The organism is Providencia manganoxydans, from assembly GCF_016618195.1.
Lineage (GTDB): Bacteria > Pseudomonadota > Gammaproteobacteria > Enterobacterales > Enterobacteriaceae > Providencia > Providencia manganoxydans.
In genome coordinates, this window is sequence record NZ_CP067099.1 from 3,935,386 (window position 1) to 3,956,219 (window position 20,834).

The window sequence follows — 20,834 nt, forward strand, 5'->3', positions numbered from 1 at the left end:
CTTTTAACACTAAGAATCCTTACCTATATAAATTATTATTCAAAAAATGAATAATTAGCTAAACGTAATTAAACGTTTATAAATTATATCACCTAAGCAAAATATGTATAAACACTAAAATATTAGAGGACATCCATGAAATTAAGTAATAAAGCAATTTTAGCACCAATTGCAGCAGTTGTACTATTTGCATCTGTTGCTCATGCAAACAATAAAATGACCGTTGATTTTACTGGGCAAATTAGCTCAGCAACTTGTGATGTCGATCTGGGTATTTCTGGTGAAACCAGTGTTGATCTAGGTTGGATCCCTATGTCTGATTTTTCTATGGGTCAATCAAACTATTTAGAAGGCGGTAATAAAAGCTTTGAAATCGCTTTGACCCAATGTCAGTATGGCACTCAAATTGAAGTGGGTGAAGATGGCCAACCACAAACAGTCTCAGTGGAAGGTAAAGGCGATGCAGAGTTAAAAGTTACAGGTACAACATTATCAGGTACTAATGAAATTTTCAGCTCAGCTTCAACAGGTAGTAACGGTGTTATTTTATATGAAGTAGCTAATTCCAATACACCAGTTACAAATAATCAAGGTATCAAATTATCTAACACAGGTACTAAGCAAACTGTTGCTTTCACAGCAAAATTAGCATCTAAAGCAAAAGAAAATTTTGCTATTCCATCAAGTGATGTTAAAGCGCCAATCACATTCACTTATACCTATAACTAATTTATAAGTGTTTCATGAGCTGGCGAGATCGCCAGCTTTCACATAATATATTAAGAAATATCAGTGAGTTGCAAAATGTTTAAATATATTTCAGCTATTATACTTATGTCAATTACCTCTTATGCGTTTTCCGCAGGTTTTGGCATTAATGCAACTCGCATTATTTATAATGAAAATGACAAAACGAAAACTGTTGGTATAAGAAATACAACCAAAGATATTGCTTACCTAGTTCAAACTAAAGTTTTAACGCCAGATGATAAGCAATCGCCATTTGAAACTATACCACCAATATTCAGACTAGAACCGGGTAATACAAACCAAGTTAAAATAATTAAAAACAATAATGTTAATTTACCAAAGAACCAAGAATCGCTTTTCTATTTCATTGGAACAGCAATTCCTTCAGGAAAACTAGGTAATGAAAATAATAATAATACGGTTAGTGGAGCGATAAACATTGCGATTGCAAATAAAATAAAATTATTTTATAGACCGAGTAATTTAGCTTCAACACCAGAAGAAGCCCAAAAAGGATTAACTTTTAAGTCAACCTCAAAAGGCATCGAAATGATTAATAATTCGCCGTACTACGTAAGTATCTCGAGTTTAAATATCGCTGGTAAAAAAGTTAAAGTTTCTGTTGAAGAAGGTAATTCAATGATAGCGCCCTATAGTCAGCAGACATATAACGTTAAAGCCTCTACTGGAAAAGTATATTGGATAGCAATTAATGATATAGGTGGTGAAAATGTTTATAGCTCAAGCATTCAAAAATAGAACTTTATCCGTCCTATTATTATTTATATCGCTTAATAGCTACTCAGATGAAGGAATAGAATTTAAAGCAGAAATCATTAAAGGTGCTTGCTCATTTAGTACTGTGAGTAATATTGATTTTGGAGATATTTATCTTGGTGACTTTATTGAAAATGCAAATTTAGCAGCTAGAGTTAAGCCTTTAAAAATATTATATGAATGCGAAGGTTTCGCAGAAGGAATAAATCCCTCGATAAAAGTTAATGGGATCACACCAGATAATGATCCAGAAACTTTTTTCACATCAGGTACAGCAGAAGGGGTTGGTTTTCAAATAAAAAATGGTGACATCACACCTTTAGAATTTAATGAAAATAAAAGCAAACCATTAAAAGATAATAGTGAGATAGAAATAGAACCCACAGAAAAGCTAATCAATATGACCGTGGGTTTTGTATTACAAAACGCAGCAAAGAAAATATCAAGTGGTTCAGCTACTGCAACTATTACTTTTGATTTTATTTACCCTTAAGAGATATCCCATGAAATTTATAAAGAAAACTTGTCAAGTATCTCCATTACTATTACTAATATCGGCATACTCTTATTCTGCTGATACAGCAAAAATCCAGTTCAAAGCAACATTTGTTGCAGCTTCTTGCAATATTTCAGTTTTTAATGATAAAAAAGTAAAAGGTGATGTCGATTTTGGAAAAGTAATCACCACAAATATTATTTATGAACGCGTTTCCCCTAAAGAAATAACATTACAGTTAAGTAACTGTCAAAATATTGATCTTGTTACCCCCTCAATCAAACTATCAGGCACAACATTATCTGGTGACAATACTCTATTTAATAACCTTGTCGATCAGAACATCGGCGTTGCACTTTTGAAAGACAATGGTGAACGATTTAAACCAGGGGACATTGTATGGACAGGAAAGGATGATGGCACTACTGATTATTCAGAAAAAACATTTGAATCGAATATCTTCTGTATAAATTGTCAAAAAAGTGCAGATATAAAGGCAACAGAACTTAATGCGACGATGACTTTTCAAGTTGAGTATCGGTAATTTCTATGTTTACTCTATTAAAAAAAATTATCTTTTTATCATTATCAATGCTTATAATGGCAGAAAGCTATGCAGTTTCTGGTGTTGCTCTAGGGCAAACACGCATTGTATATAATGAAGGTAATAAAGAACAAACAATCACAATCATTAATAATGATGATAAAGCTTACTTAGTTCAAGCAGGTGTATATGTTTCACCTAATGGAATATTAGATGACAATTTTTATGTTATCCCGCCATTATTTAGATTAGAGCCAAATAAAGAAAATACTATAAAGATAATTTTAAAATCAAAAAAATCACTACCTAGTGATAAAGAGTCTATTGCTTATTTTTCTGCAAATGTTATCCCTTCAAGTCAAAAAACCAATAATGGAAGTGAAGATAATAGTATGCAAGCAAAAATTACAATTTCAACCCGAAGTGTAATCAAGCTATTTTATCGTCCTGAAAATTTACCCATCAGTTATAAAAAATCCGAAAGTGATTTGAAATTTAAATTAATAAATGACAATAAATTAGAGGTTTATAATCCATCGCCTTATTACTTAACGTTTGCTAGCCTTAAGGTAAATAATAAGTCAATATCCAATTTCGATACCCTAATTGGTCCTAATGAGAAAAAAATAATATCAATTTATAATAAAGCAAACACTATCGAATGGTCATTAATCAACGATTACGGCGGCATTAGTGATAATTATCAATATGTATTCAAAAAGTAGGCTTAAGATATGCGATTGATTGCATTTTTATTTGTGCTTTTTTTGTCTATAAATGCGTCAAATGCAAATGACGTTAACAGCGGGTTTGATTTTTATAGCACTAGACTGATTTATAATGAATCAGATAAGTCAGGGATTAGTTTCTCAATAAAAAATAACTCTAAGAATAATTATTTAATGCAGGCATGGATTTCAGAAACATCTCCAATGTCAATTAAAGATAGTACTGATGATTATAAGTATAAAGACTCACCTTTTATCATATTACCTCCATTAAAAAAAATTAATGGCTATGAAAAAATGAGTTGGAGAATAATTCAAAAAGACAGAATCCTTAATAGGAAAAATGAGAGTGTTTATTATATATATATAAAAGCAATACCTTCATTTAATGAAGATGAAAATAGTAAAATAGCGATAAACACAGTATTATCTTTTAAACTTTTTTATAGACCAAATGACTTAGAGATAAAAAAAATTAATAAAACCTTCGATATGCTGGAATTCCAAAAAGAGGGAGAGAGTTTAATCGTAAGAAACAATTCACCTTTATATGTAACCTTTGATTCTATATCTATCGGTAACAAAAAAATATCTGAAGATGAATTAATGAGAATGGTACCACCTAATGATAGTCAGAAATACCTACTACCTAAAAATGCATCAGGAAAAATTCAATGGTCATTAATTAATGACTTATCCGGAAAAACAGAATCTATAGAGCAAGATTTTTAAATGCGGCTAAAATAAGAAAACATTATTATGAAGAAAATTTTGGTTACTAGAAAAAGCAAGGTTTTATTTTTACATAAAAAAAGTATTGTCGCATTACTTGTCTCAATGACATTTTCAAGTTTTGCAGAGGACTACTTTGATCCCAATTTATTGTCATTCCCTAATGGTAGTGATCGTGATAATATTGATTTAAGTATTTTCTCTAAATCCGGCGCGATATCTCCTGGACATTATTTAGTCACTGTTTATATTAACCAACAGGAGTCGGGTGTAAAAGAGATTAATTTCATTGAAAATAATGATGGTAAAGTTTATCCCGAATTAACTAAAGAGAATTTAGATGAACTAGGTGTTAATACTCAAATTATTAAAGGGTTATCATCATTAAAAGGTAATGAAATTGTTTCGGATATTAATGAGTTCATTCCTGATTTTTCCTATAGATTTGATCTTGCTAAATTAAGTTTGTACTTAAGCATTCCACAAATTGATATGAAGCATCAAGTAGGTGGATATATTGATCCTAATCTATTTAGTGAAGGCGTTCCTGCTGCTATTTTTAACTATCAATTTAGTGGTGGAAAAAATTGGCAAGATGGCAATCGCTACTCAAAAAAATCATCAAGTGATAATTTTTATGCAACTGCTAATGGCGGTATAAATTTAGGAGCTTGGCGATTACGCTCAACTGCAACTTATACAAGAAATACATTTGATCGCGCAGATTCAAAAACGACAGATTCAAAAACGAAATTTTCAAATAGCTATGTAATGAGAGAAATTAGAAAATGGCGTTCGGAACTATTCATTGGAGAAACCAACACAGGTAGTGAAATATTTGATAGTATTCCCTTTAAAGGGATAAAAATTAATTCAAATGAACAAATGCTACCAAGCAGTTTAAGAGGATTTGCACCAGAGATTAATGGGATAGCTCAGTCGAATGCACGCATCAGCATTTCTCAGAATGGAACGATTATTTACCAAACTTATGTAGCCCCAGGCCCTTTTAGCATACGTGATTTATATCCTACTAATATGGGTGGTGACTTAGTTATTACAATTACAGAAGAAGATGGTACAATAAAAACCTTTAACCAACCTTATTCAGCTTTACCAGTTATGGTTAGAAGTGGCCAAATGAAATATGAAATTTCTTCTGGCCAATATAATGGTGAAATTACAAATGGTTCCCGGAAAAGTAATTTTATATTAGGTACTCTAATTTATGGATTGCCTAAAAATTTAACCCTATATGGTGGTACATTACTCGCTGAAAAATATATGTCAGGTACATTAGGTACTGGTTTTTCTATCGGGGTATTTGGGGCTTTTTCTGCTGATATCACTGTATCGTCGGCTAAATTTAATCATCAGGATACCAAAACTGGGCAATCATATCGTGTTCGTTATTCAAAAAGTTTGTTATCCACTGGTACCTCCGTTGATTTGACAGCATTAAGATATTCAACAAAAAACTACTATAGTTTTAGTGATTTCAATAATACTGGATATGATATCAACCAAGGAATTATGCCATGGTTATCATCGCGTAAAAAAAATAGCTTCCAAACCTCCCTTAGCCAATCAATTGGTAAGTATGGTAGCGTTTCCTTGATGGCATCTCGTGATGATTTTTGGGATCGTAATGAAACAGTCACAAACTTATCTTTGTCCTATAATACGAATATTAAAGGAGTCAATGTTAATACTGCTTATTCAATTAGCCGTACCGATGATACAAATGGAAAATGGCCTGAAAATAAACAGCTATCGTTAAGTATCCAAGTACCATTTAGTTTATTTAGTCAATCAGAGCTAGCGGAAAACATTTATTCTAATTACCAATTATCTCATTCTAATAATGGAAAAGTTTCGCAGTCTATTGGACTTAGTGGAAACGCATTGAATAATGCTTTATCTTATAGTATTAATCAAAGTTGGGGTAATAAAGACCAAGACTACGGTGGTTCATTGAATGCAAGTTATACTGGTAATAAAGGAAATATTTCGTCCGGCTATAATTATACGGAGAGTAACCGTAGCGTAAACCTTAGTGGTAATGGTGGCGTTGTTATACATAAAAATGGGATAATATTATCGCCGACACTTGGCTCTTCAATTGCTATTGTTGAAGCTCAAGATGCTAAAGGCGCTAAAGTTGAGAATGGCAATACAGTAAATTCTGATGGATATGCTGTTTCATCCTATTTATCTGATTATAACAAAAATATTGTAAGTATTAACCCTACAACATTACCAGAAAATACAACACTTATCGATACATCAGTCAATGTTTATCCAACTAAAGGTGCTGTAGTAAAAGCTCAATTTAAAACTAATGTCGGCTATCAAGCATTATTAACCGTCAATTATAATGGTGGTTTTGTTCCTTTTGGGGCTATTGCTACCATTATTGATAATAACAAAGAGTTTTCTACATCAGACTCAAGTATTGTCGGCGAATTAGGTCAATTATATTTAAGCGGCTTACAAGAAAAAGGAATTATTTCAGTAAAATGGGGCAATAAAGAAGAACAACAATGTACTGCTTCTTATCAATTACCAAATAATTTACCTTCAGATGAACTTATTAAACAATTGAGCATTAATTGTATTTAAACTAATTTATGGTGTCTTATGGCTATCTCCAGAGTAAAATATTTATTAGCTTTAAAAAGAATAATTATTGGTTTTACCCTATTTTCAAGCTTCTCTTTTGCAGAAACAATTGATGTAGGTTCTGTCGTTAGAGAAGGGTTTATTACACCTGAACTTTCAATAAGTGATATCACAACTTACGCCACAGTGAATGGTAATAACTGTGCACAGTCTATGGGATATGGGGGATGTAATCGGTTTTTAACTTCATTAGAGTTAGAAGGCTCTAAATACATAGGTTCACCTAGTCAATATTATGGTGTCCCACTCATTAATGTGGAGTCACCCAGTTCTCCTACTACATTATATTTGGTTATTGTTTCTGGTAGCATCTCTCTAAATATTGACGGGAATAATCAGAATAAAGTAATAACAGCAAATAAGCCTCCTAGTGATACTTTCAATAAATACTACAGTAACTCTATTTTTAGTGGGGTAAGCTCAACTCAAAAAGCATCAGGTTTAAAATATAGAATATATAATAGTGGGTCAGCATATGTAAAACCAGGCCTTTATTCGATTTCATCTGATAATAGCTTGACTTTCAAAAGTTTTGCTAATGCATTTCATCCAGGTGGAGCTGCTAGCGGATGGTCGACGATTAAATCTACAAGAATAATTCCTAGTTTTTTAGTTCGCCCTGCATGCACTATCAATACTCCAGCCGTCGTAGAATGGAAAAATGCTGCAATTAAACCCGTTCAAGGAACCACCTATGGCACTAAATCAACTACACTTAATTATAGTTGTGAAACAGGGCTGAATGCGATTTCAGTTTTTTCTAAGGTATCCTCTGGTATCACAGATATCAACAAGAAAAAATTATTTCTAAATAACGTGCAAACAGGGCCTTATATCACTGGTAGTTTAAAAAACACGCCTCCTGGTTGTAGCGGTGGTGACTTTCTATTCGATGGTGAAACACCATTTGTAGGTAGTAATACGGGGAGTCTCATCATGCAGTGGGATCTTTGTAGTGATGGACGGCCTGAAGCAGGTAAAGCTTATTCAGGCGCCATTGATGTCTTTATACTGGCTAAGTAAATAGCGAGTAATTTAGGGTATAAGAGGGCTTATTTCACGAATAAATCGACTTTCAAAAATGAAATAGATCACTTCAAAGCAGAGAGCAGGTGATAAACTATTTTATAATTGAGGTCACTATCACTTTTAATCAGCAGATTTGGTAACAAACCTATATACAGCATGATTTACATGCCCGATTAAAAAATCATAGCTTATTAAAACCCCAGAGGATAGCCCATAGCTATCCTCTGGTTATCAGCTCTGATTAGTGAATGCGTTCGCCTTCTTCTTCATCGTCAGCGTCTTCGTCATCATACTCTGCGTCAGGATCCTCAAAATAAGTTCCCCACCCATCGTAATTAATACCGATTTTTTCTGCCAGTTTCATTAGCTGATCAACTTGCGCATCGATCAATTCTGCATTTAATGCACTTTCGCTGATCACATCGCAACACATCAGTGTTACGCCATTTTCAACTTCGAGTTCTTCAGCATCAGTGACTTCATAACCTAATTTAAAGGCTTCTACTGCGGCTTTTTCGAGTAGTTCAAAATTATCAGCAGAGAAATGGTGTTCAATTGCATATAATGCATCTGGATCACTACCGTCTTCCAGTAACTCTTCAATAATTAAACGAGTTTCTTCGTATTGAGCTTCTTGTTCAGCTTTATCCACCATGTCCACACCCCTTTTATCATTATTGCTAGTCTCAAACTCATTCTCCCATAGGGTAGCCAGTGAAACCATACTTATATGAATAATTTCTTTTCTATAAGGGGTTGATTTTGAATTTTTATGAATATAAATTGAATATTAATTCAATAAAAAAAGGCTATATTCTATGAACCCCTTCTATAAAAAGCACTTTCTAAGGTTACTTGATTTTACGCCCAGTGAAATTCATTCACTATTAAAACTATCAGCATGGCTGAAAGCACAGAAGAAAGCAGGTCTTGAACAACCCCTGCTAGCAGGTAAAAATATCGCGTTAATTTTTGAAAAAGATTCCACCCGTACCCGCTGTGCTTTTGAAGTGGGCGCATTTGATCAAGGTGCTCGTGTTACCTATCTTGGTCCATCAGGTAGCCAAATCGGTCATAAAGAAACCATGAAAGATACCGCTCGTGTTCTCGGCCGAATGTATGATGGTATTCAGTATCGGGGATTCAGCCAATCTAATGTTGAAATGCTGGCTGCTCATTCGGGAGTGCCTGTATGGAATGGATTAACCAATGAATTCCATCCCACACAGTTATTGGCCGATCTGCTGACAATTCAAGAACACCAACCAAACAAGCCATTGTCTGAAGTTAAATTTGCCTATCTGGGTGATGCACGTAATAACATGGGGAACTCCATGTTAGAAGCAGCCGCGTTAACAGGGATGGATATTCGCTTAGTCGCACCAAAAAGTTGCTGGCCAGAGCAAGAGTTAGTTGAAATTTGCCAACAAGCAGCACACAAAACAGGCGGTAAAATAACCTTAACCGAAGATGTCGCTGAAGGGGTAAAAGATACTGATTTTCTTTACACCGATGTGTGGGTTTCAATGGGAGAGCCAAAAGCGGTTTGGGCTGAGCGGATCAAATTGCTCAAACCTTATCAAGTCAATATGGATGTGATTAAACTAACTGGCAACCCTGATGTAAAATTCCTACATTGCTTACCTGCATTCCATAATGAAGATACGACACTAGGCGCACAACTTGCTGAGGAGTTTGATATGTGGGGTGGATTAGAGGTTACTGAAGAGGTTTTTGAGTCTCCGTACAGCATTGTATTTGATGAAGCAGAAAACCGATTACACACAATCAAAGCAGTTATGGTCGCAACATTAGCGCCTGAGCTGCCAAAAGATGTCATTTGATCCTGCCATATTTGCAAACATCACCCTGATTGTGATGTTTGCAAACATAATTAATAATAAATAATTAAAGATATCATTAATCAATAACTACTTCATTAAGCATGTAGGTAACATCCACTCTAAAAACAGATGGATATTTTAAATATAAAACAATGCTAATTACTATAAATAATAATAATTAATAATGATTGAACATAACCAAAATACATCTCTTCAATGTCACAACAACAAACTTTTTGAAGACAAAAAACAACCTCATAAAAAATGAGAATAAAGAATAGAACGATATTTTTACATTCCATCTAATATATAACATAATTGAAATCACTCTACTTTATCGCTTCGTCAACACAATCATGTCAATTTAACGAAAAATCCCCTCAAAACAAAAAACACAAATATATTAATCAGTTAATGAGTTCCAAGAACGATAAACAACTACATTTAGATAATGATTATCAATAAAAATTATAGTAAATACTGTAATATTATTTATTTCACATCAATAGCAATTTATAATTAATTTAATTTATTTAACTTCTTATTATATTAATCAAACGATTAACATGATAATAGCATACTCAACAACAAAATTGTTATTGAGGCTTCATTTAAATAAAGTTAGAATTATTGTTACTATCATCATTGGTTAAATACGCTTTCTTTGAATTTTTATTTAAAATATACCTTATATTATTTTATAGATGATAACCCTATAACTTCATCATTTATTTATATGAAATAACACCAGTTATATTGCAAGAATGAGCCTAACGATATGGATAAAATAAAACACGCTTTGCAATCTCAACAACAACGTCAATCTCAGCAGGAATACTATCGCCAGAGACGGCAAAATCATTTGACGCAGCTATATCAAGAAGTTTCACAATGGTTAACGACATCTAAAACAGTAGAAACATTGACTAACCATGTCAGCGGCCCTGATCGCCTTCTTCATCTTCATTATCCTAATGAACATACGATAGTTTTACGTTTTTCACCTCAATGGGATAAAAAATCAGAAAAAATTAAAATTGCTTTATTTATTTTTGATATCACTACGCCCAAATTTCGCACACAACTACAATTATTGTGGGAAGCCAAGCAGCAACAATGGCGAATAACAAGACTAAAGCGCTGTGTTTTTCGTTTCCGTAGCTTCTTTTATAAACGTTTTTTTCAAAAAAATGAGCTTGAGCAATACCTTCTCGATTTTTTTAATCGCACAGGAACCATTCATTAATGATAGCTACTAACTGTACGTTGTCACCACGGTGCTCTCTCTTTCATTGATGTTAGACGTGGCTTACACACTTTGAGCCACCTAAAAAATATGAAGAGTCAGAGGCAATTAGCGCTTGTTATACACAACTTATAATATGAATTTACCTTGAAATAACAGCCTATTTGGCCTACTTAATCCAATTTGAAGATCAAATCAAAGTAAGCCAATCATACTGATAAAAATAATTAACAAAGCAATAATAAAAACTAAGGTCTTTCGCCCTTCGCTAACCGCTTATTGATTTGTTCAATAACATCAGGTAAATCCGCTAAGGTATCCACGACGTAATGGGCACCCGCAGTAAATAATTTATCGGCTGCATGTTGCCGTAGCCGATCCACTGCATCAGCGGACATGTTCTGATATTCATCCCATGTTTTGCCGAACTCATTACCTGATAATGCTAGCCCAACGCTCCACATACCTGCGTTACGGCCTTCTTCAATTCCCGGTACCGCATCGTCGACTTTCACACAATGGAAAACAGCATCAACGCCCAATTCAATCACGTTTTTTAACGCCATCCAAGGCCCTGGGCGGCCACCAGCCGCAAGCTCATCACTAGCAATCCAATAATCAGGCTTGTAGCCTAACTGCTCTGCTGCGGGTACTAATTTTTCCATCACGGCCCGTGGGTAACCAGAGCATGAACCAATTTTGATCCCTGAAGAGCGGAGTGTTTTGATGGTATCAATAACACCATCGATAGGAGCTGCAAAATCAATGACTTTGGCGATTTGCAATGGCATAAAGGCTTCATAAATAGCATCAATGTCATCATGAGACATTGAACGTCCAAATTTCTGCTGCCAGCGCTCATCAATTGCCGCTAGCTTGCCTAATGCTTCAATATGTTGCCATTTACCCAGCCCCATAGGTATACGTGCTTCAGCAAGGGTAATATCAATATCAAACACACGATGAAATGCTTCAATAAAAATTTGGGTTGGTGCAAAAGAGCCGAAATCTACCGTTGTACCCGCCCAATCAAGGATCACTGCATTAATACGACTCATCATTATTCCTCATTTTTCCAATACATAGCCTTCTCGATCGCCAACAATAGAGCAGCAATATCTTGTTGATAAACTTCACCAATATTACCGATACGGAAACAATCACTTTGTGAAACTTTCCCCGGATAGATAACAAATCCTTGGGCTTTTAGCCGCTCATAAAATGATTTAAAGCGGTAATGTGGGTTTTTAGGTGAATAAAATGCAGTAATAATTGGCGATTGCATTGCCTCATCAAGTAAAGTTTCAAAGCCTAGCTCTCGCATACCAGCAACCAATTTGATTTGATTTTGTGAATAACGATGATGGCGAGCAGTTATTCCCCCTTCATGTTCCAACTCTTGTAAAGCTTGTGCAAATGCCAATACAGTATGTGTCGGGGAAGTAAAACGCCATTTACCATGATATTGCTCCATACATTGCCACTGAGCATACAGATCCAAAGACAATGAACGAGAGCGATTTTCACATTGCTCCAATTCATTCACCCTAGCAATAACAAAAGCAAAGCCTGGCACACCTTGAATACATTTATTGGCAGAACTGATCATAAAATCAATATTAAGTTGAGCGATATCCATTGGAATACCACCAAAACTACTCATTGCATCAACTAGATAACGCTTATTATAGCGTTTAGCCAATTCCCCCACTGAGGCGATAGGATTCAAGATCCCTGTCGTTGTTTCGCAATGCACCATCGCAATATGCGTAATATTTTGATCTCGCTGTAATAACTGCTCGATATGATGAAGGTCGGGTAGCGCCACTTCACCACAATCATATAAATGATGGGATAACCCCATACGCTGAGCCATTTCGGCCATACGTCTACCATATGCGCCATTGCTAATGATCAGTAGCTTGTGCTGCGAACTAATCGCACTCCCTAATAACGCCTCAACAGCAAAACTACCGCTACCTTGAATTAAAACTGACGTGTATCCAGCCGCTGCGGTCGCTAAAGAGACTAATTTCTGACGAACTTGCTGTACTACACCAAGGTTATAGTCATCATCCCATGTACAACTATCAAACAGCATGGCTTGTTTTACCGTTTGTGATGTCGTCAAAGGACCGGGGGTTAATAACAAATAATTACGATCAGACATTCAACTCACCTATTGGTCTATACCAGATAGGCATTATAATGCGTATAGTTAACTTAAAAGGTCAAAGGAAAAGTCACTCTGCAACAAAAAATTCATATAACTCTGTATAATGTGCTGGATAACTAACGTGGTGAAAATTTATGAAATCGACGACTGAAGAGCTTCCGCAATACCGGTTGATCACCGCGCAATTGCAAGCAAAAATCGAAAATGGCAGCTTAAAGAGTGGTGACAAACTGCCTTCAGAGCGTGAGTTGTGCTCGATATACCACACCACTCGTATCACCATTCGTGAAAGTTTGATGCAGCTAGAGTCCAGTGGTTTGATTTACCGTTCCGAGCGACGCGGCTGGTTTGTCACACCTGAACGCTTATGGCTCAACCCAACCCAAAACACTAACTTCCATAAATTGTGCCTTGAGCAAGGTCGTCAGCCTAAAACAGAATTATTGGATGGTCGTGTTGTCACCGTACCAAACCAAGTTGCCAAGCCATTGCTGCTAGAGCCTTTTGAAAAAATCTATTTACTCACTCGATTACGTTTTGCAGATGATCGCGCTATTTGTTATTGCGAAAACCATTGTTTACCTGCTCGCGTCCCCGAATTACTCAGTCATGATCTGAATGGCAGCCTCACTGAAGTGTATGAAACGCACTACAACCTGATTTACACCAGTATGCACCTATCATTTTACCCAACCGCGATGCCTGAGCCGGCCGCTAATGCATTAGGCGTCACAGTCGGCCGTCCCGCGCTCTTATTACAACGCTTAAACTATGACCAATATGGGCGCATACTGGATTATGATGTGGAATATTGGCGTCATGATAGCCTGCGTATTGAGGTTGATACCTTGTAGCACGGTTCATGAAAATAGATTTTTCGAAAAAAAATAGATTTTCATCTTTCTGTCATAATCTCTCTTTAGCGTAAAGCCAACTGGTATATACCAGAAAACTTTCGCTAACAGGAGATCACCATGAAACTTTCTCGCCTTTCTTGCTTATTAATGGCTACACTATGTTCCGCTCCCGCGCTAACGGCACCCGTTGTCACAGTTTATTCCGCCGATGGCCTGCACGATGGCAACAACAGCTGGTATCAAAACCAATTTAATGAATTTACCCAACAAACTGGTATCAAAGTACAATATGTAGAAAGTGGATCGGGGGCTATTGTCGAGCGTCTCGCCAAAGAACGTACAAACCCGCAAGCTGATGTGTTGGTCACTATACCGCCTTTTATTCAACGCGCAGCCACTAGCAAGCTACTCGCTGAATTTACTCCTGATGCCGCAACAACGATTCCCAATTCAACCAAATATTACACTCCTATCGTCAATAATTATCTGACATTCATCTATAACGATAAATTGTTAAAAGCTCCCCCTAAAAATTGGGATTCATTACTCGATAGCCGCTTTAAAAATAAACTTCAGTACTCGACCCCGGGTCAAGCTGGAGATGGAACCGCTGTCATGCTACAGGTGTTTCATAACTTTGGCAGCAAACAAGCGGGGCTAGATTATTTAGGTAAGTTGCAAGCGAACAATGTTGGCCCTTCCGCATCAACAGGTAAGTTGACTGCACTGGTTAACAAGGGAGAGCTATACGTTGCTAATGGCGATTTACAAATGAACCTATCGCAAATGGAGCGTAATCCGAATGTCAAAATCTTTTGGCCTGAAGATAAGCAGGGGCAACGTTCTACTTTGATCCTGCCTTATGTGGTTGGTTTAGTTGAAGGTGGTCCTGAAACCGAAAATGGTAAAAAACTCATTAATTTTTTATTAAGTCAACAATCACAAAGCCGAGTCAGTGAGCTTTCATGGGGGATCCCAGTACGCACCGATATTACCCCAACTGATGAAAAATATCGTACCGCAATCAAAACCATGGAAGGCGTGAAAAGTTGGCAACCTAATTGGGATGAAGTTGCCGTTGCACTTTCGGACGATATTGCACGTTGGCACAAAGCCACTGAAAGTGAGTAATACAGATATGTTGATGAAAAAAATGACTAATTCAACGATACAAACGGCGGCACATTCAGGGATCACCCTTGATTCATTAAGAGTGTCCTATCATGACAACGTGGTACTTAAACCGTTATCACTGACCATCGAGCCCGGTGAAATTTTAGTGCTTATCGGACCATCTGGCTCAGGGAAAACGACTGTTTTACGCGCTATTGCCGGCTTTGCACAACCAGACAGCGGACGTATTTTACTGGGTGATACGGATATCACCCATCTTCCACCTTATCAAAGAGGGCTTGGTATGGTGGTACAAAACTATGCCTTATTCCCTCATATGAAAGTTGAAGATAATGTTGCCTTTGGGCTACGAGCGCAAAAACAGCCTAAATCGTTGGTCAATGAACGTGTGATTGAAGCACTGAAAATTGTAGGTATGACTGACTATGCGACACGGTATCCACATCAACTTTCTGGTGGCCAACAACAGCGTGTCGCTATCGCTCGCGCCATTGCAGTACGGCCTCGGGTATTACTACTTGATGAACCCTTATCTGCTCTCGATGCACAAATTCGCCACAATATGGTCGAAGAAATCGCACGTTTACATCGTGAATTACCTGAATTAACTATCCTTTATGTTACTCATGATCAGACCGAAGCTCTCGCGTTGGGGGATAAAATTGGCATAATGAAAGAGGGATATATGGTCGCGCATGGTGAAAAAAACACCCTTTATCACCAGCCTCCTAATCGTTTTGCGGCAGAGTTTTTAGGCCGAGCCAATATCCTACCCGCAACCGCACTTGGGGATATCCCGCCTTCTGGGCAAATGACGGTCAGTTGTTTAGGCGCACTGATTGAAGCACAAACCTCAGCTGTACGCTCTAGTGGCCATAAACTGGTTTGCGTGCGTCCGCAACATATTAGCTTGTCACCACGCCCAGAAACGACCAATCACTTAAATGCCACTTTACGTTCTATTAATTGGAAAGGCGATCTTACCCATTTGATCTGTGACATAGCCAATGAAACGATAAGTGTTGCTGTCACTCACTTGCATCCAAGCCCACAAATTGGCGATCCACTAACTTTATGGTTTTCACCCGCAAATACGATTTTAATTGAGGCGTGACATGTCACAAGCAATAGAAACAGATCGTCGTCCTATCAAGATATCCCCCTATTTATGGGTACTATTGCCATTATTAGTACTCGCTACGCTGTTCTTTTACCCATTGTTGTTGATTGCAGAACAAGCGTTACAAAATGAGTCTGGGCAATGGGGTTTAACCACGTTTTGGGAAGTGGTTGAGTCACGTCGCTTTATCAATGGCTTAAGCAATACACTGTACATTGCCGTTTTTGCAACACTGGGTTGTTTGATCATTGGTAGTATTCTCTCTGTGATATTGGTTTTTATCCCTTTTACGGGCAGCCGATTTATCACACAAGTAATTGATACGTTTATTGCACTACCCACCTTTTTGATCACCCTCGCCTTTACCTTTATCTATGGCTCCGCTGGGTTACTAAATGGCACACTCATGGCGTTATTTGATTTTGAACTCCCCCCCGTTGATTTTCTTTACTCCGTTAATGGCGTCATTTTGGCTGAAATTACCGTTTTCACTCCGTTAATTATGCGACCACTGATGGCGGCTCTGCGTCAAATCGATAAAAGCCAACTCGAAGCCGCTAGCGTACTTGGTGCACATCCTGCTCGTGTGATCCGCCAAGTCATTTTTCCCGCTGCATTACCTGCTTTGCTTGCTGGGGGAAGCCTATGTTTACTGCTCACCACCAATGAATTCGGCATTGTGCTATTTATTGGCGCCAAAGGGGTCAATACATTGCCGATGATGGTCTATAGTAAGGCCATTCTTGAATCGAATTACACCGTTGCCTGCATGATAGCGTTAATTAATATTTTACTGTCACTCGGTTTATTCTCTTTATATCGAATGGCTACGGGTCGCATCAATACGAGGAAATCATCATGCTAATATGGTCATCAAAAAGCCGTGTCATTGCCGCGACAATCGCTATCTGCTTATTTAGCGTGATTTTTTTGCTGCCACTCGTCATCATCCTGATGTCCAGTTTTAGCCAGCAATGGAATGGAATATTACCTTCAGGGTTTACTTTTATTCACTTCGTTAATGCCTTTCGAGGCCCTGCGTGGGATGCCATTTTATCTAGTCTGGTAATTGGCTTTAGCGCCAGCCTATTTGCTTTAATCTGTGGATTATGCGCCGCTTTAGCGCTACGCCGTCATTCTCCCAAAATACAAAAATACTTAGGCATTGCCTTCTATTTACCCAGTGCGATCCCTTCCGTCTCGATCGGGCTAGGCATATTGGTTGCTTTCAGCCAAGGCTATTTGCAGATGAACGGTACATTTTGGATTATTTTCTCTGCACATTTCGTGCTGATAAGCGCATTTACCTTTAGTAATGTATCAACAGGTCTAGCGCGTATCTCTCCTGATATCGAAAATGTTGCTTTTAGCTTAGGTGCATCGCCTTGGTATCGCTTATGCCATGTCACATTGCCATTATTAATGCCGTGGATGATATCTGCATTAGCATTGAGCCTATCATTATCTTTAGGGGAGCTAGGCGCAACCATGATGCTTTATCCTCCAGGATGGGCAACACTGCCAGTATCTATTTTTAGTTTAACCGACCGAGGAAATATTGCTGATGGCTCAGCACTAACGGTTATTTTAGTCGGAATGACATTGCTGCTGATGATCCAATTGGAACGTATCGCCAAACGACTAAGCAGCCGATAAATATCTCACTGATTTCTCTCTTTTTACGCAGAATTGTATGAGAGTCGATAGCGCGAAATAACAAAAAAATTTTATTTTTTCTGCATGCAAACGCTTGCGTCGTGAAAAGACACGCGTATAATGCGCCACAATTTGTCAGGAGAAAACATGAACGCTGTCGCTCTATTTGTTACAGAGAACACCTCCACTACACTGCCATCTGGCGGTCTGGAGAGCCTGTTTTTCCCCTCCGTATTTGATAGAAAGCCCCTCATTGAGGGGCTTTTTTTTGGCCTTTTACCTAAAACATCTTGCTGACACAGGAGAACAACGATGCCGAACCCTTTATACCATCGCGACATAATTTCAATTAATGATTTAGATCGCACCGACCTTGAGCTAGTACTCAAAGTGGCTGCTTCTCTAAAACAGCAACAACAGCCTGAATTTCTGAAACATAAAGTTATCGCAAGTTGTTTCTTTGAAGCATCAACCCGTACACGCCTCTCCTTTGAGACTGCAATTCATCGCTTAGGTGCCTCGGTCGTCGGCTTTTCGGATAGCACTAATACATCTTTAGGTAAAAAAGGTGAAACCCTCGCAGATACTATTTCGGTTATCAGCCAATATGTAGATGCAATTGTGATGCGCCACCCACAAGAAGGTGCCGCACGCCTTGCCAGTCAATTTGCAGGTCATATCCCTGTCATCAATGCGGGCGATGGATCCAACCAACACCCAACGCAAACGTTGTTGGATCTGTTTACCATTCAAGAAACACAAGGCCGTTTAGAAAATCTGCAAGTTGCGATGGTTGGTGACCTAAAATATGGCAGAACTGTCCACTCGCTAACGCAAGCACTGTCTAAGTTTGAAGGAAATCACTTTTACTTTATCGCACCAGATGCGTTATCCATGCCAGTGCATATTCTGCATCTACTGGAAGAGAAAGGCTCTACCTATAGCCTACATAATAATATTGATGAAGTAATGCCTGAGCTCGATATTCTCTATATGACACGGGTACAAAAAGAACGTTTAGACCCTTCTGAATATGCCAATGTGAAGGCACAATTTGTGTTGCGAGCGGTTGATTTACACGTTGCAAAGCCAAACCTGAAGGTACTACACCCACTACCACGTATCGATGAAATCACCGTCGATGTTGATAGCACACCTTACGCCTACTATTTTCAACAAGCAGGTAATGGTATTTATGCACGACAAGCCTTGCTATCACTGGTGTTAAATAAAGAACTGGCAATCTGAGGAGAAATCAATCATGACACACGATCATAAACTACAAGTAGAAGCTATCAGCTGCGGTACTGTCATCGACCACATTCCTGCTCAAATTGGTTTCAAATTACTGAGCTTATTTAAGCTCACACTTACCGATGAGCGCATCACTATTGGGTTAAATTTACCGTCGAATAACTTGGGTAAAAAAGACTTAATCAAAATCGAAAATACGTTTTTAACCCCAGAACAAGCAAACCAACTGGCAATGTACGCTCCAGAAGCGACAGTGAATCGTATTGAAGATTACCAAGTGGTTGAGAAACTTGAATTAAGATTACCCGAGCATATCGACAATGTACTCGTCTGCCCAAACAGTAATTGCATTAGCCACAATGAGCCTGTTTCAAGTGGATTTAAAGTGAAAAAAGTTGGCAAAGAAGTCGCACTAACCTGTAAATTCTGTGAGAAAGAGTTTGATAGAGACGCCGTGATCAATAATCAATAATCAATATCAGCGTAGACTGCGGTTTTGTATGAGCTTTGTATGTCAGCGACAAAGCTTTTATACTGTCCCTTATATAATGCTAATTTTACCTGATTAAACGGAGTAGTTATGTCATACGAAATCAGTACAGAAAATGCACCAGCGGCTATCGGTCCTTACGTTCAAGGCGTTGATTTAGGTAGTATGGTGATCACCTCTGGTCAGATCCCTGTAAACCCAAAAACGGGTGAAGTTCCTGAAGATATCGCAGCACAAACTCGCCAGTCACTGGCAAATGTGGCGGCAATCTTAGAAAAAGCAGGTTTAACGGCGGCGAATATCGTGAAAACCACAGTATTCGTGAAAGACTTAAATGACTTCGCGACGGTAAATGCAACTTATGAAGAATTCTTCAAGCAGCATAATGCCCCATTCCCAGCGCGTTCTTGCGTTGAGGTAGCTCGCTTACCAAAAGATGTAAAAATCGAAATCGAAGCGATCGCTGTTCGTAAATAGTACTTATATTATAAAGAGGGAAATATATCGCTTTTCCCTCTTTATATAATCAATTCTTAATTAATACGCCCCGCAATAAGCTAAATCCACACTTCACGTGCTTTACAATGATGAGCAACCTTAATTTCTTACTTACAACATATTTATTAAAGCATATTGTTATTTTGTTAGCATTCCTGCATAGTTGAGCCGGCTCCCTACCATTCATTGATCTAAAATATAAATTTAAGTTAAGGAGGTTATCATGCATAACAAAAAACTAAATATATTCACCACCTATTCTATTCATTTATAATTTAGAGAAGATGTACTTCTCTAAATAGGAGAAGTTAATGGTAACGCTCGTTAAGCTAGATAAAAACAACTGGGAAGATTGCGCCGATTTACAAGTTTCAGAAACACAATCCCAATTTATTGCATCCAACTTATATTCAATTGCTGAAGTTCAATTTTTACCTAATTTCACGGTTAAAGGGATCCAGCACGAAGAGGTACTCATTGGATTAGTCATGTATGGCATTGATCCTGATGATGGAAACTATTGGATTTATCGTTTCATGATAGATAAAAATTATCAACGCTTAGGCTATGGGCGGCAGGCAATGGCCTTAATAATTGATGAGATCAAATTATCAAATCAAGATAAAATTCCAACCATGATGATTGGGTATCATACTAATAATCTTGAAGCACACCTCTTCTATCAAAGTGTTGGTTTCGAATTTCAAGGTTTAGCAGATTGGGGAGAATATTTAGCAAAATTTGACCTGTTAAAATAATACGCTGTTATTCCTGATAAGGTATGAGGCTGTTGCCAAGTAGAATACACACGGCAACAGCTA

The 20,834-nt window shown here is 37.5% G+C and carries 22 protein-coding genes; 19 read left to right on the top strand and 3 right to left on the bottom strand.

The features are described from left to right. The first annotated feature begins 135 nt into the window (after nt 1-135). From JI723_RS17895 to JI723_RS17930, 8 genes are all read left to right on the top strand, one after another. Entirely contained in the window at nt 136-729 is a 594-nt protein-coding gene (locus JI723_RS17895) for a fimbrial protein (protein WP_319067283.1), read from the top strand. 75 nt (nt 730-804) lie between these two features. After that, complete coding sequence (locus JI723_RS17900; protein ID WP_140181001.1) at nt 805-1,509, top strand: fimbrial biogenesis chaperone; 705 nt, start codon at nt 805-807, stop codon at nt 1,507-1,509. Beyond that, entirely contained in the window at nt 1,481-2,020 is a 540-nt protein-coding gene (locus JI723_RS17905) for a fimbrial protein (protein WP_337979625.1), read from the top strand. The genes JI723_RS17900 and JI723_RS17905 overlap by 29 nt, the downstream gene beginning before the upstream one ends. Before the next feature lie 10 nt (nt 2,021-2,030). Then, nucleotides 2,031-2,567, top strand: a complete 537-nt coding sequence (locus JI723_RS17910) for a fimbrial protein (RefSeq protein WP_319067287.1) — start codon at nt 2,031-2,033, stop codon at nt 2,565-2,567. Nucleotides 2,568-2,572: 5 nt separating this feature from the next. Beyond that, nucleotides 2,573-3,292 (top strand): fimbrial biogenesis chaperone, encoded by a 720-nt coding sequence (locus JI723_RS17915; RefSeq protein WP_337979626.1) that lies wholly within the window; start codon nt 2,573-2,575, stop codon nt 3,290-3,292. Nucleotides 3,293-3,301: 9 nt separating this feature from the next. Further along, on the top strand, nt 3,302-4,027 hold the full coding sequence (locus JI723_RS17920; protein ID WP_319067290.1) for a fimbrial biogenesis chaperone: 726 nt from the start codon (nt 3,302-3,304) through the stop codon (nt 4,025-4,027). Nucleotides 4,028-4,054: 27 nt separating this feature from the next. Next, nucleotides 4,055-6,649 (top strand): fimbria/pilus outer membrane usher protein, encoded by a 2,595-nt coding sequence (locus JI723_RS17925; protein WP_319067292.1) that lies wholly within the window; start codon nt 4,055-4,057, stop codon nt 6,647-6,649. A gap of 18 nt (nt 6,650-6,667) precedes the next feature. Beyond that, nucleotides 6,668-7,732 (top strand): hypothetical protein, encoded by a 1,065-nt coding sequence (locus JI723_RS17930; RefSeq protein ID WP_319067293.1) that lies wholly within the window; start codon nt 6,668-6,670, stop codon nt 7,730-7,732. A gap of 247 nt (nt 7,733-7,979) precedes the next feature. Here JI723_RS17930 and rraB read toward each other — a convergent pair whose 3' ends face one another. After that, the gene (rraB, locus tag JI723_RS17935; RefSeq protein ID WP_180355036.1) at nt 7,980-8,393 is read right to left on the bottom strand and encodes a ribonuclease E inhibitor RraB; all 414 of its coding nucleotides are present in this window, start codon (nt 8,391-8,393) and stop codon (nt 7,980-7,982) included. 163 nt (nt 8,394-8,556) lie between these two features. Here rraB and argF point away from each other — a divergent pair, with 163 nt between their 5' ends. Both argF and JI723_RS17945 read left to right on the top strand, forming a co-directional pair. Continuing rightward, nucleotides 8,557-9,582, top strand: coding sequence for an ornithine carbamoyltransferase (gene argF, locus JI723_RS17940; RefSeq protein WP_319067294.1), 1,026 nt, complete (start codon nt 8,557-8,559; stop codon nt 9,580-9,582). Nucleotides 9,583-10,360: 778 nt separating this feature from the next. Further along, nucleotides 10,361-10,828, top strand: a complete 468-nt coding sequence (locus JI723_RS17945) for a hypothetical protein (RefSeq protein WP_140181015.1) — start codon at nt 10,361-10,363, stop codon at nt 10,826-10,828. A gap of 248 nt (nt 10,829-11,076) precedes the next feature. Here JI723_RS17945 and phnX read toward each other — a convergent pair whose 3' ends face one another. Then, nucleotides 11,077-11,886: a phosphonoacetaldehyde hydrolase gene (gene phnX / locus JI723_RS17950; protein ID WP_070925543.1), complete on the bottom strand. Its 810-nt coding sequence runs from the start codon at nt 11,884-11,886 to the stop codon at nt 11,077-11,079. A 2-nt stretch (nt 11,887-11,888) separates the two neighbouring features. Next, nucleotides 11,889-12,998, bottom strand: a complete 1,110-nt coding sequence (gene phnW / locus JI723_RS17955; protein ID WP_283125967.1) for a 2-aminoethylphosphonate--pyruvate transaminase — start codon at nt 12,996-12,998, stop codon at nt 11,889-11,891. Nucleotides 12,999-13,138: 140 nt separating this feature from the next. Between phnW and phnR the strand changes: the two genes are divergently transcribed. From phnR to JI723_RS18000, 9 genes are all read left to right on the top strand, one after another. After that, entirely contained in the window at nt 13,139-13,858 is a 720-nt protein-coding gene (phnR, locus tag JI723_RS17960; protein ID WP_283125968.1) for a phosphonate utilization transcriptional regulator PhnR, read from the top strand. Nucleotides 13,859-13,978: 120 nt separating this feature from the next. After that, a complete protein-coding gene (locus JI723_RS17965) occupies nt 13,979-14,992 on the top strand; it encodes a 2-aminoethylphosphonate ABC transporter substrate-binding protein (protein WP_283125969.1) in 1,014 nt (337 codons plus the stop codon). Nucleotides 14,993-14,999: 7 nt separating this feature from the next. Beyond that, nucleotides 15,000-16,109 carry a 2-aminoethylphosphonate ABC transport system ATP-binding subunit PhnT gene (phnT, locus tag JI723_RS17970; RefSeq protein WP_369097229.1) on the top strand — a complete coding sequence of 370 codons (1,110 nt, stop codon included), beginning with the start codon at nt 15,000-15,002 and terminating at the stop codon, nt 16,107-16,109. Between the two features lies 1 nt (nt 16,110). Further along, nucleotides 16,111-16,980, top strand: a complete 870-nt coding sequence (phnU, locus tag JI723_RS17975) for a 2-aminoethylphosphonate ABC transporter permease subunit (RefSeq protein WP_319067299.1) — start codon at nt 16,111-16,113, stop codon at nt 16,978-16,980. Then, a complete protein-coding gene (gene phnV, locus JI723_RS17980) occupies nt 16,974-17,771 on the top strand; it encodes a 2-aminoethylphosphonate ABC transport system, membrane component PhnV (RefSeq protein WP_319067300.1) in 798 nt (265 codons plus the stop codon). Before phnU ends, phnV begins: the two co-directional genes overlap by 7 nt. 312 nt (nt 17,772-18,083) lie before the next feature. Next, the gene (pyrB, locus tag JI723_RS17985) at nt 18,084-19,019 is read left to right on the top strand and encodes an aspartate carbamoyltransferase (RefSeq protein WP_319067301.1); all 936 of its coding nucleotides are present in this window, start codon (nt 18,084-18,086) and stop codon (nt 19,017-19,019) included. Between the two features lie 13 nt (nt 19,020-19,032). Next, on the top strand, nt 19,033-19,497 hold the full coding sequence (pyrI, locus tag JI723_RS17990) for an aspartate carbamoyltransferase regulatory subunit (RefSeq protein WP_070925550.1): 465 nt from the start codon (nt 19,033-19,035) through the stop codon (nt 19,495-19,497). Between the two features lie 108 nt (nt 19,498-19,605). After that, on the top strand, nt 19,606-19,992 hold the full coding sequence (gene ridA / locus JI723_RS17995) for a 2-iminobutanoate/2-iminopropanoate deaminase (protein ID WP_070925551.1): 387 nt from the start codon (nt 19,606-19,608) through the stop codon (nt 19,990-19,992). Nucleotides 19,993-20,324: 332 nt separating this feature from the next. Next, on the top strand, nt 20,325-20,771 hold the full coding sequence (locus tag JI723_RS18000; protein WP_070925552.1) for a GNAT family N-acetyltransferase: 447 nt from the start codon (nt 20,325-20,327) through the stop codon (nt 20,769-20,771). The last annotated feature ends 63 nt before the right edge of the window (nt 20,772-20,834 follow it).

What these genes read in the sequence shown, in the direction of transcription:
- JI723_RS17895 (WP_319067283.1), top strand. Translation starts at nt 136, where the DNA reads ATGAAATTAAGTAATAAAGCAATTTTAGCACCAATTGCAGCAGTTGTA.
- JI723_RS17900 (WP_140181001.1), top strand. Translation starts at nt 805, where the DNA reads ATGTTTAAATATATTTCAGCTATTATACTTATGTCAATTACCTCTTAT.
- JI723_RS17905 (WP_337979625.1), top strand. Translation starts at nt 1,481, where the DNA reads ATGTTTATAGCTCAAGCATTCAAAAATAGAACTTTATCCGTCCTATTA.
- JI723_RS17910 (WP_319067287.1), top strand. Translation starts at nt 2,031, where the DNA reads ATGAAATTTATAAAGAAAACTTGTCAAGTATCTCCATTACTATTACTA.
- JI723_RS17915 (WP_337979626.1), top strand. Translation starts at nt 2,573, where the DNA reads ATGTTTACTCTATTAAAAAAAATTATCTTTTTATCATTATCAATGCTT.
- JI723_RS17920 (WP_319067290.1), top strand. Translation starts at nt 3,302, where the DNA reads ATGCGATTGATTGCATTTTTATTTGTGCTTTTTTTGTCTATAAATGCG.
- JI723_RS17925 (WP_319067292.1), top strand. Translation starts at nt 4,055, where the DNA reads ATGAAGAAAATTTTGGTTACTAGAAAAAGCAAGGTTTTATTTTTACAT.
- JI723_RS17930 (WP_319067293.1), top strand. Translation starts at nt 6,668, where the DNA reads ATGGCTATCTCCAGAGTAAAATATTTATTAGCTTTAAAAAGAATAATT.
- rraB (WP_180355036.1), bottom strand. Translation starts at nt 8,393, where the DNA reads ATGGTGGATAAAGCTGAACAAGAAGCTCAATACGAAGAAACTCGTTTA.
- argF (WP_319067294.1), top strand. Translation starts at nt 8,557, where the DNA reads ATGAACCCCTTCTATAAAAAGCACTTTCTAAGGTTACTTGATTTTACG.
- JI723_RS17945 (WP_140181015.1), top strand. Translation starts at nt 10,361, where the DNA reads ATGGATAAAATAAAACACGCTTTGCAATCTCAACAACAACGTCAATCT.
- phnX (WP_070925543.1), bottom strand. Translation starts at nt 11,886, where the DNA reads ATGAGTCGTATTAATGCAGTGATCCTTGATTGGGCGGGTACAACGGTA.
- phnW (WP_283125967.1), bottom strand. Translation starts at nt 12,998, where the DNA reads ATGTCTGATCGTAATTATTTGTTATTAACCCCCGGTCCTTTGACGACA.
- phnR (WP_283125968.1), top strand. Translation starts at nt 13,139, where the DNA reads ATGAAATCGACGACTGAAGAGCTTCCGCAATACCGGTTGATCACCGCG.
- JI723_RS17965 (WP_283125969.1), top strand. Translation starts at nt 13,979, where the DNA reads ATGAAACTTTCTCGCCTTTCTTGCTTATTAATGGCTACACTATGTTCC.
- phnT (WP_369097229.1), top strand. Translation starts at nt 15,000, where the DNA reads ATGTTGATGAAAAAAATGACTAATTCAACGATACAAACGGCGGCACAT.
- phnU (WP_319067299.1), top strand. Translation starts at nt 16,111, where the DNA reads ATGTCACAAGCAATAGAAACAGATCGTCGTCCTATCAAGATATCCCCC.
- phnV (WP_319067300.1), top strand. Translation starts at nt 16,974, where the DNA reads ATGCTAATATGGTCATCAAAAAGCCGTGTCATTGCCGCGACAATCGCT.
- pyrB (WP_319067301.1), top strand. Translation starts at nt 18,084, where the DNA reads ATGCCGAACCCTTTATACCATCGCGACATAATTTCAATTAATGATTTA.
- pyrI (WP_070925550.1), top strand. Translation starts at nt 19,033, where the DNA reads ATGACACACGATCATAAACTACAAGTAGAAGCTATCAGCTGCGGTACT.
- ridA (WP_070925551.1), top strand. Translation starts at nt 19,606, where the DNA reads ATGTCATACGAAATCAGTACAGAAAATGCACCAGCGGCTATCGGTCCT.
- JI723_RS18000 (WP_070925552.1), top strand. Translation starts at nt 20,325, where the DNA reads ATGGTAACGCTCGTTAAGCTAGATAAAAACAACTGGGAAGATTGCGCC.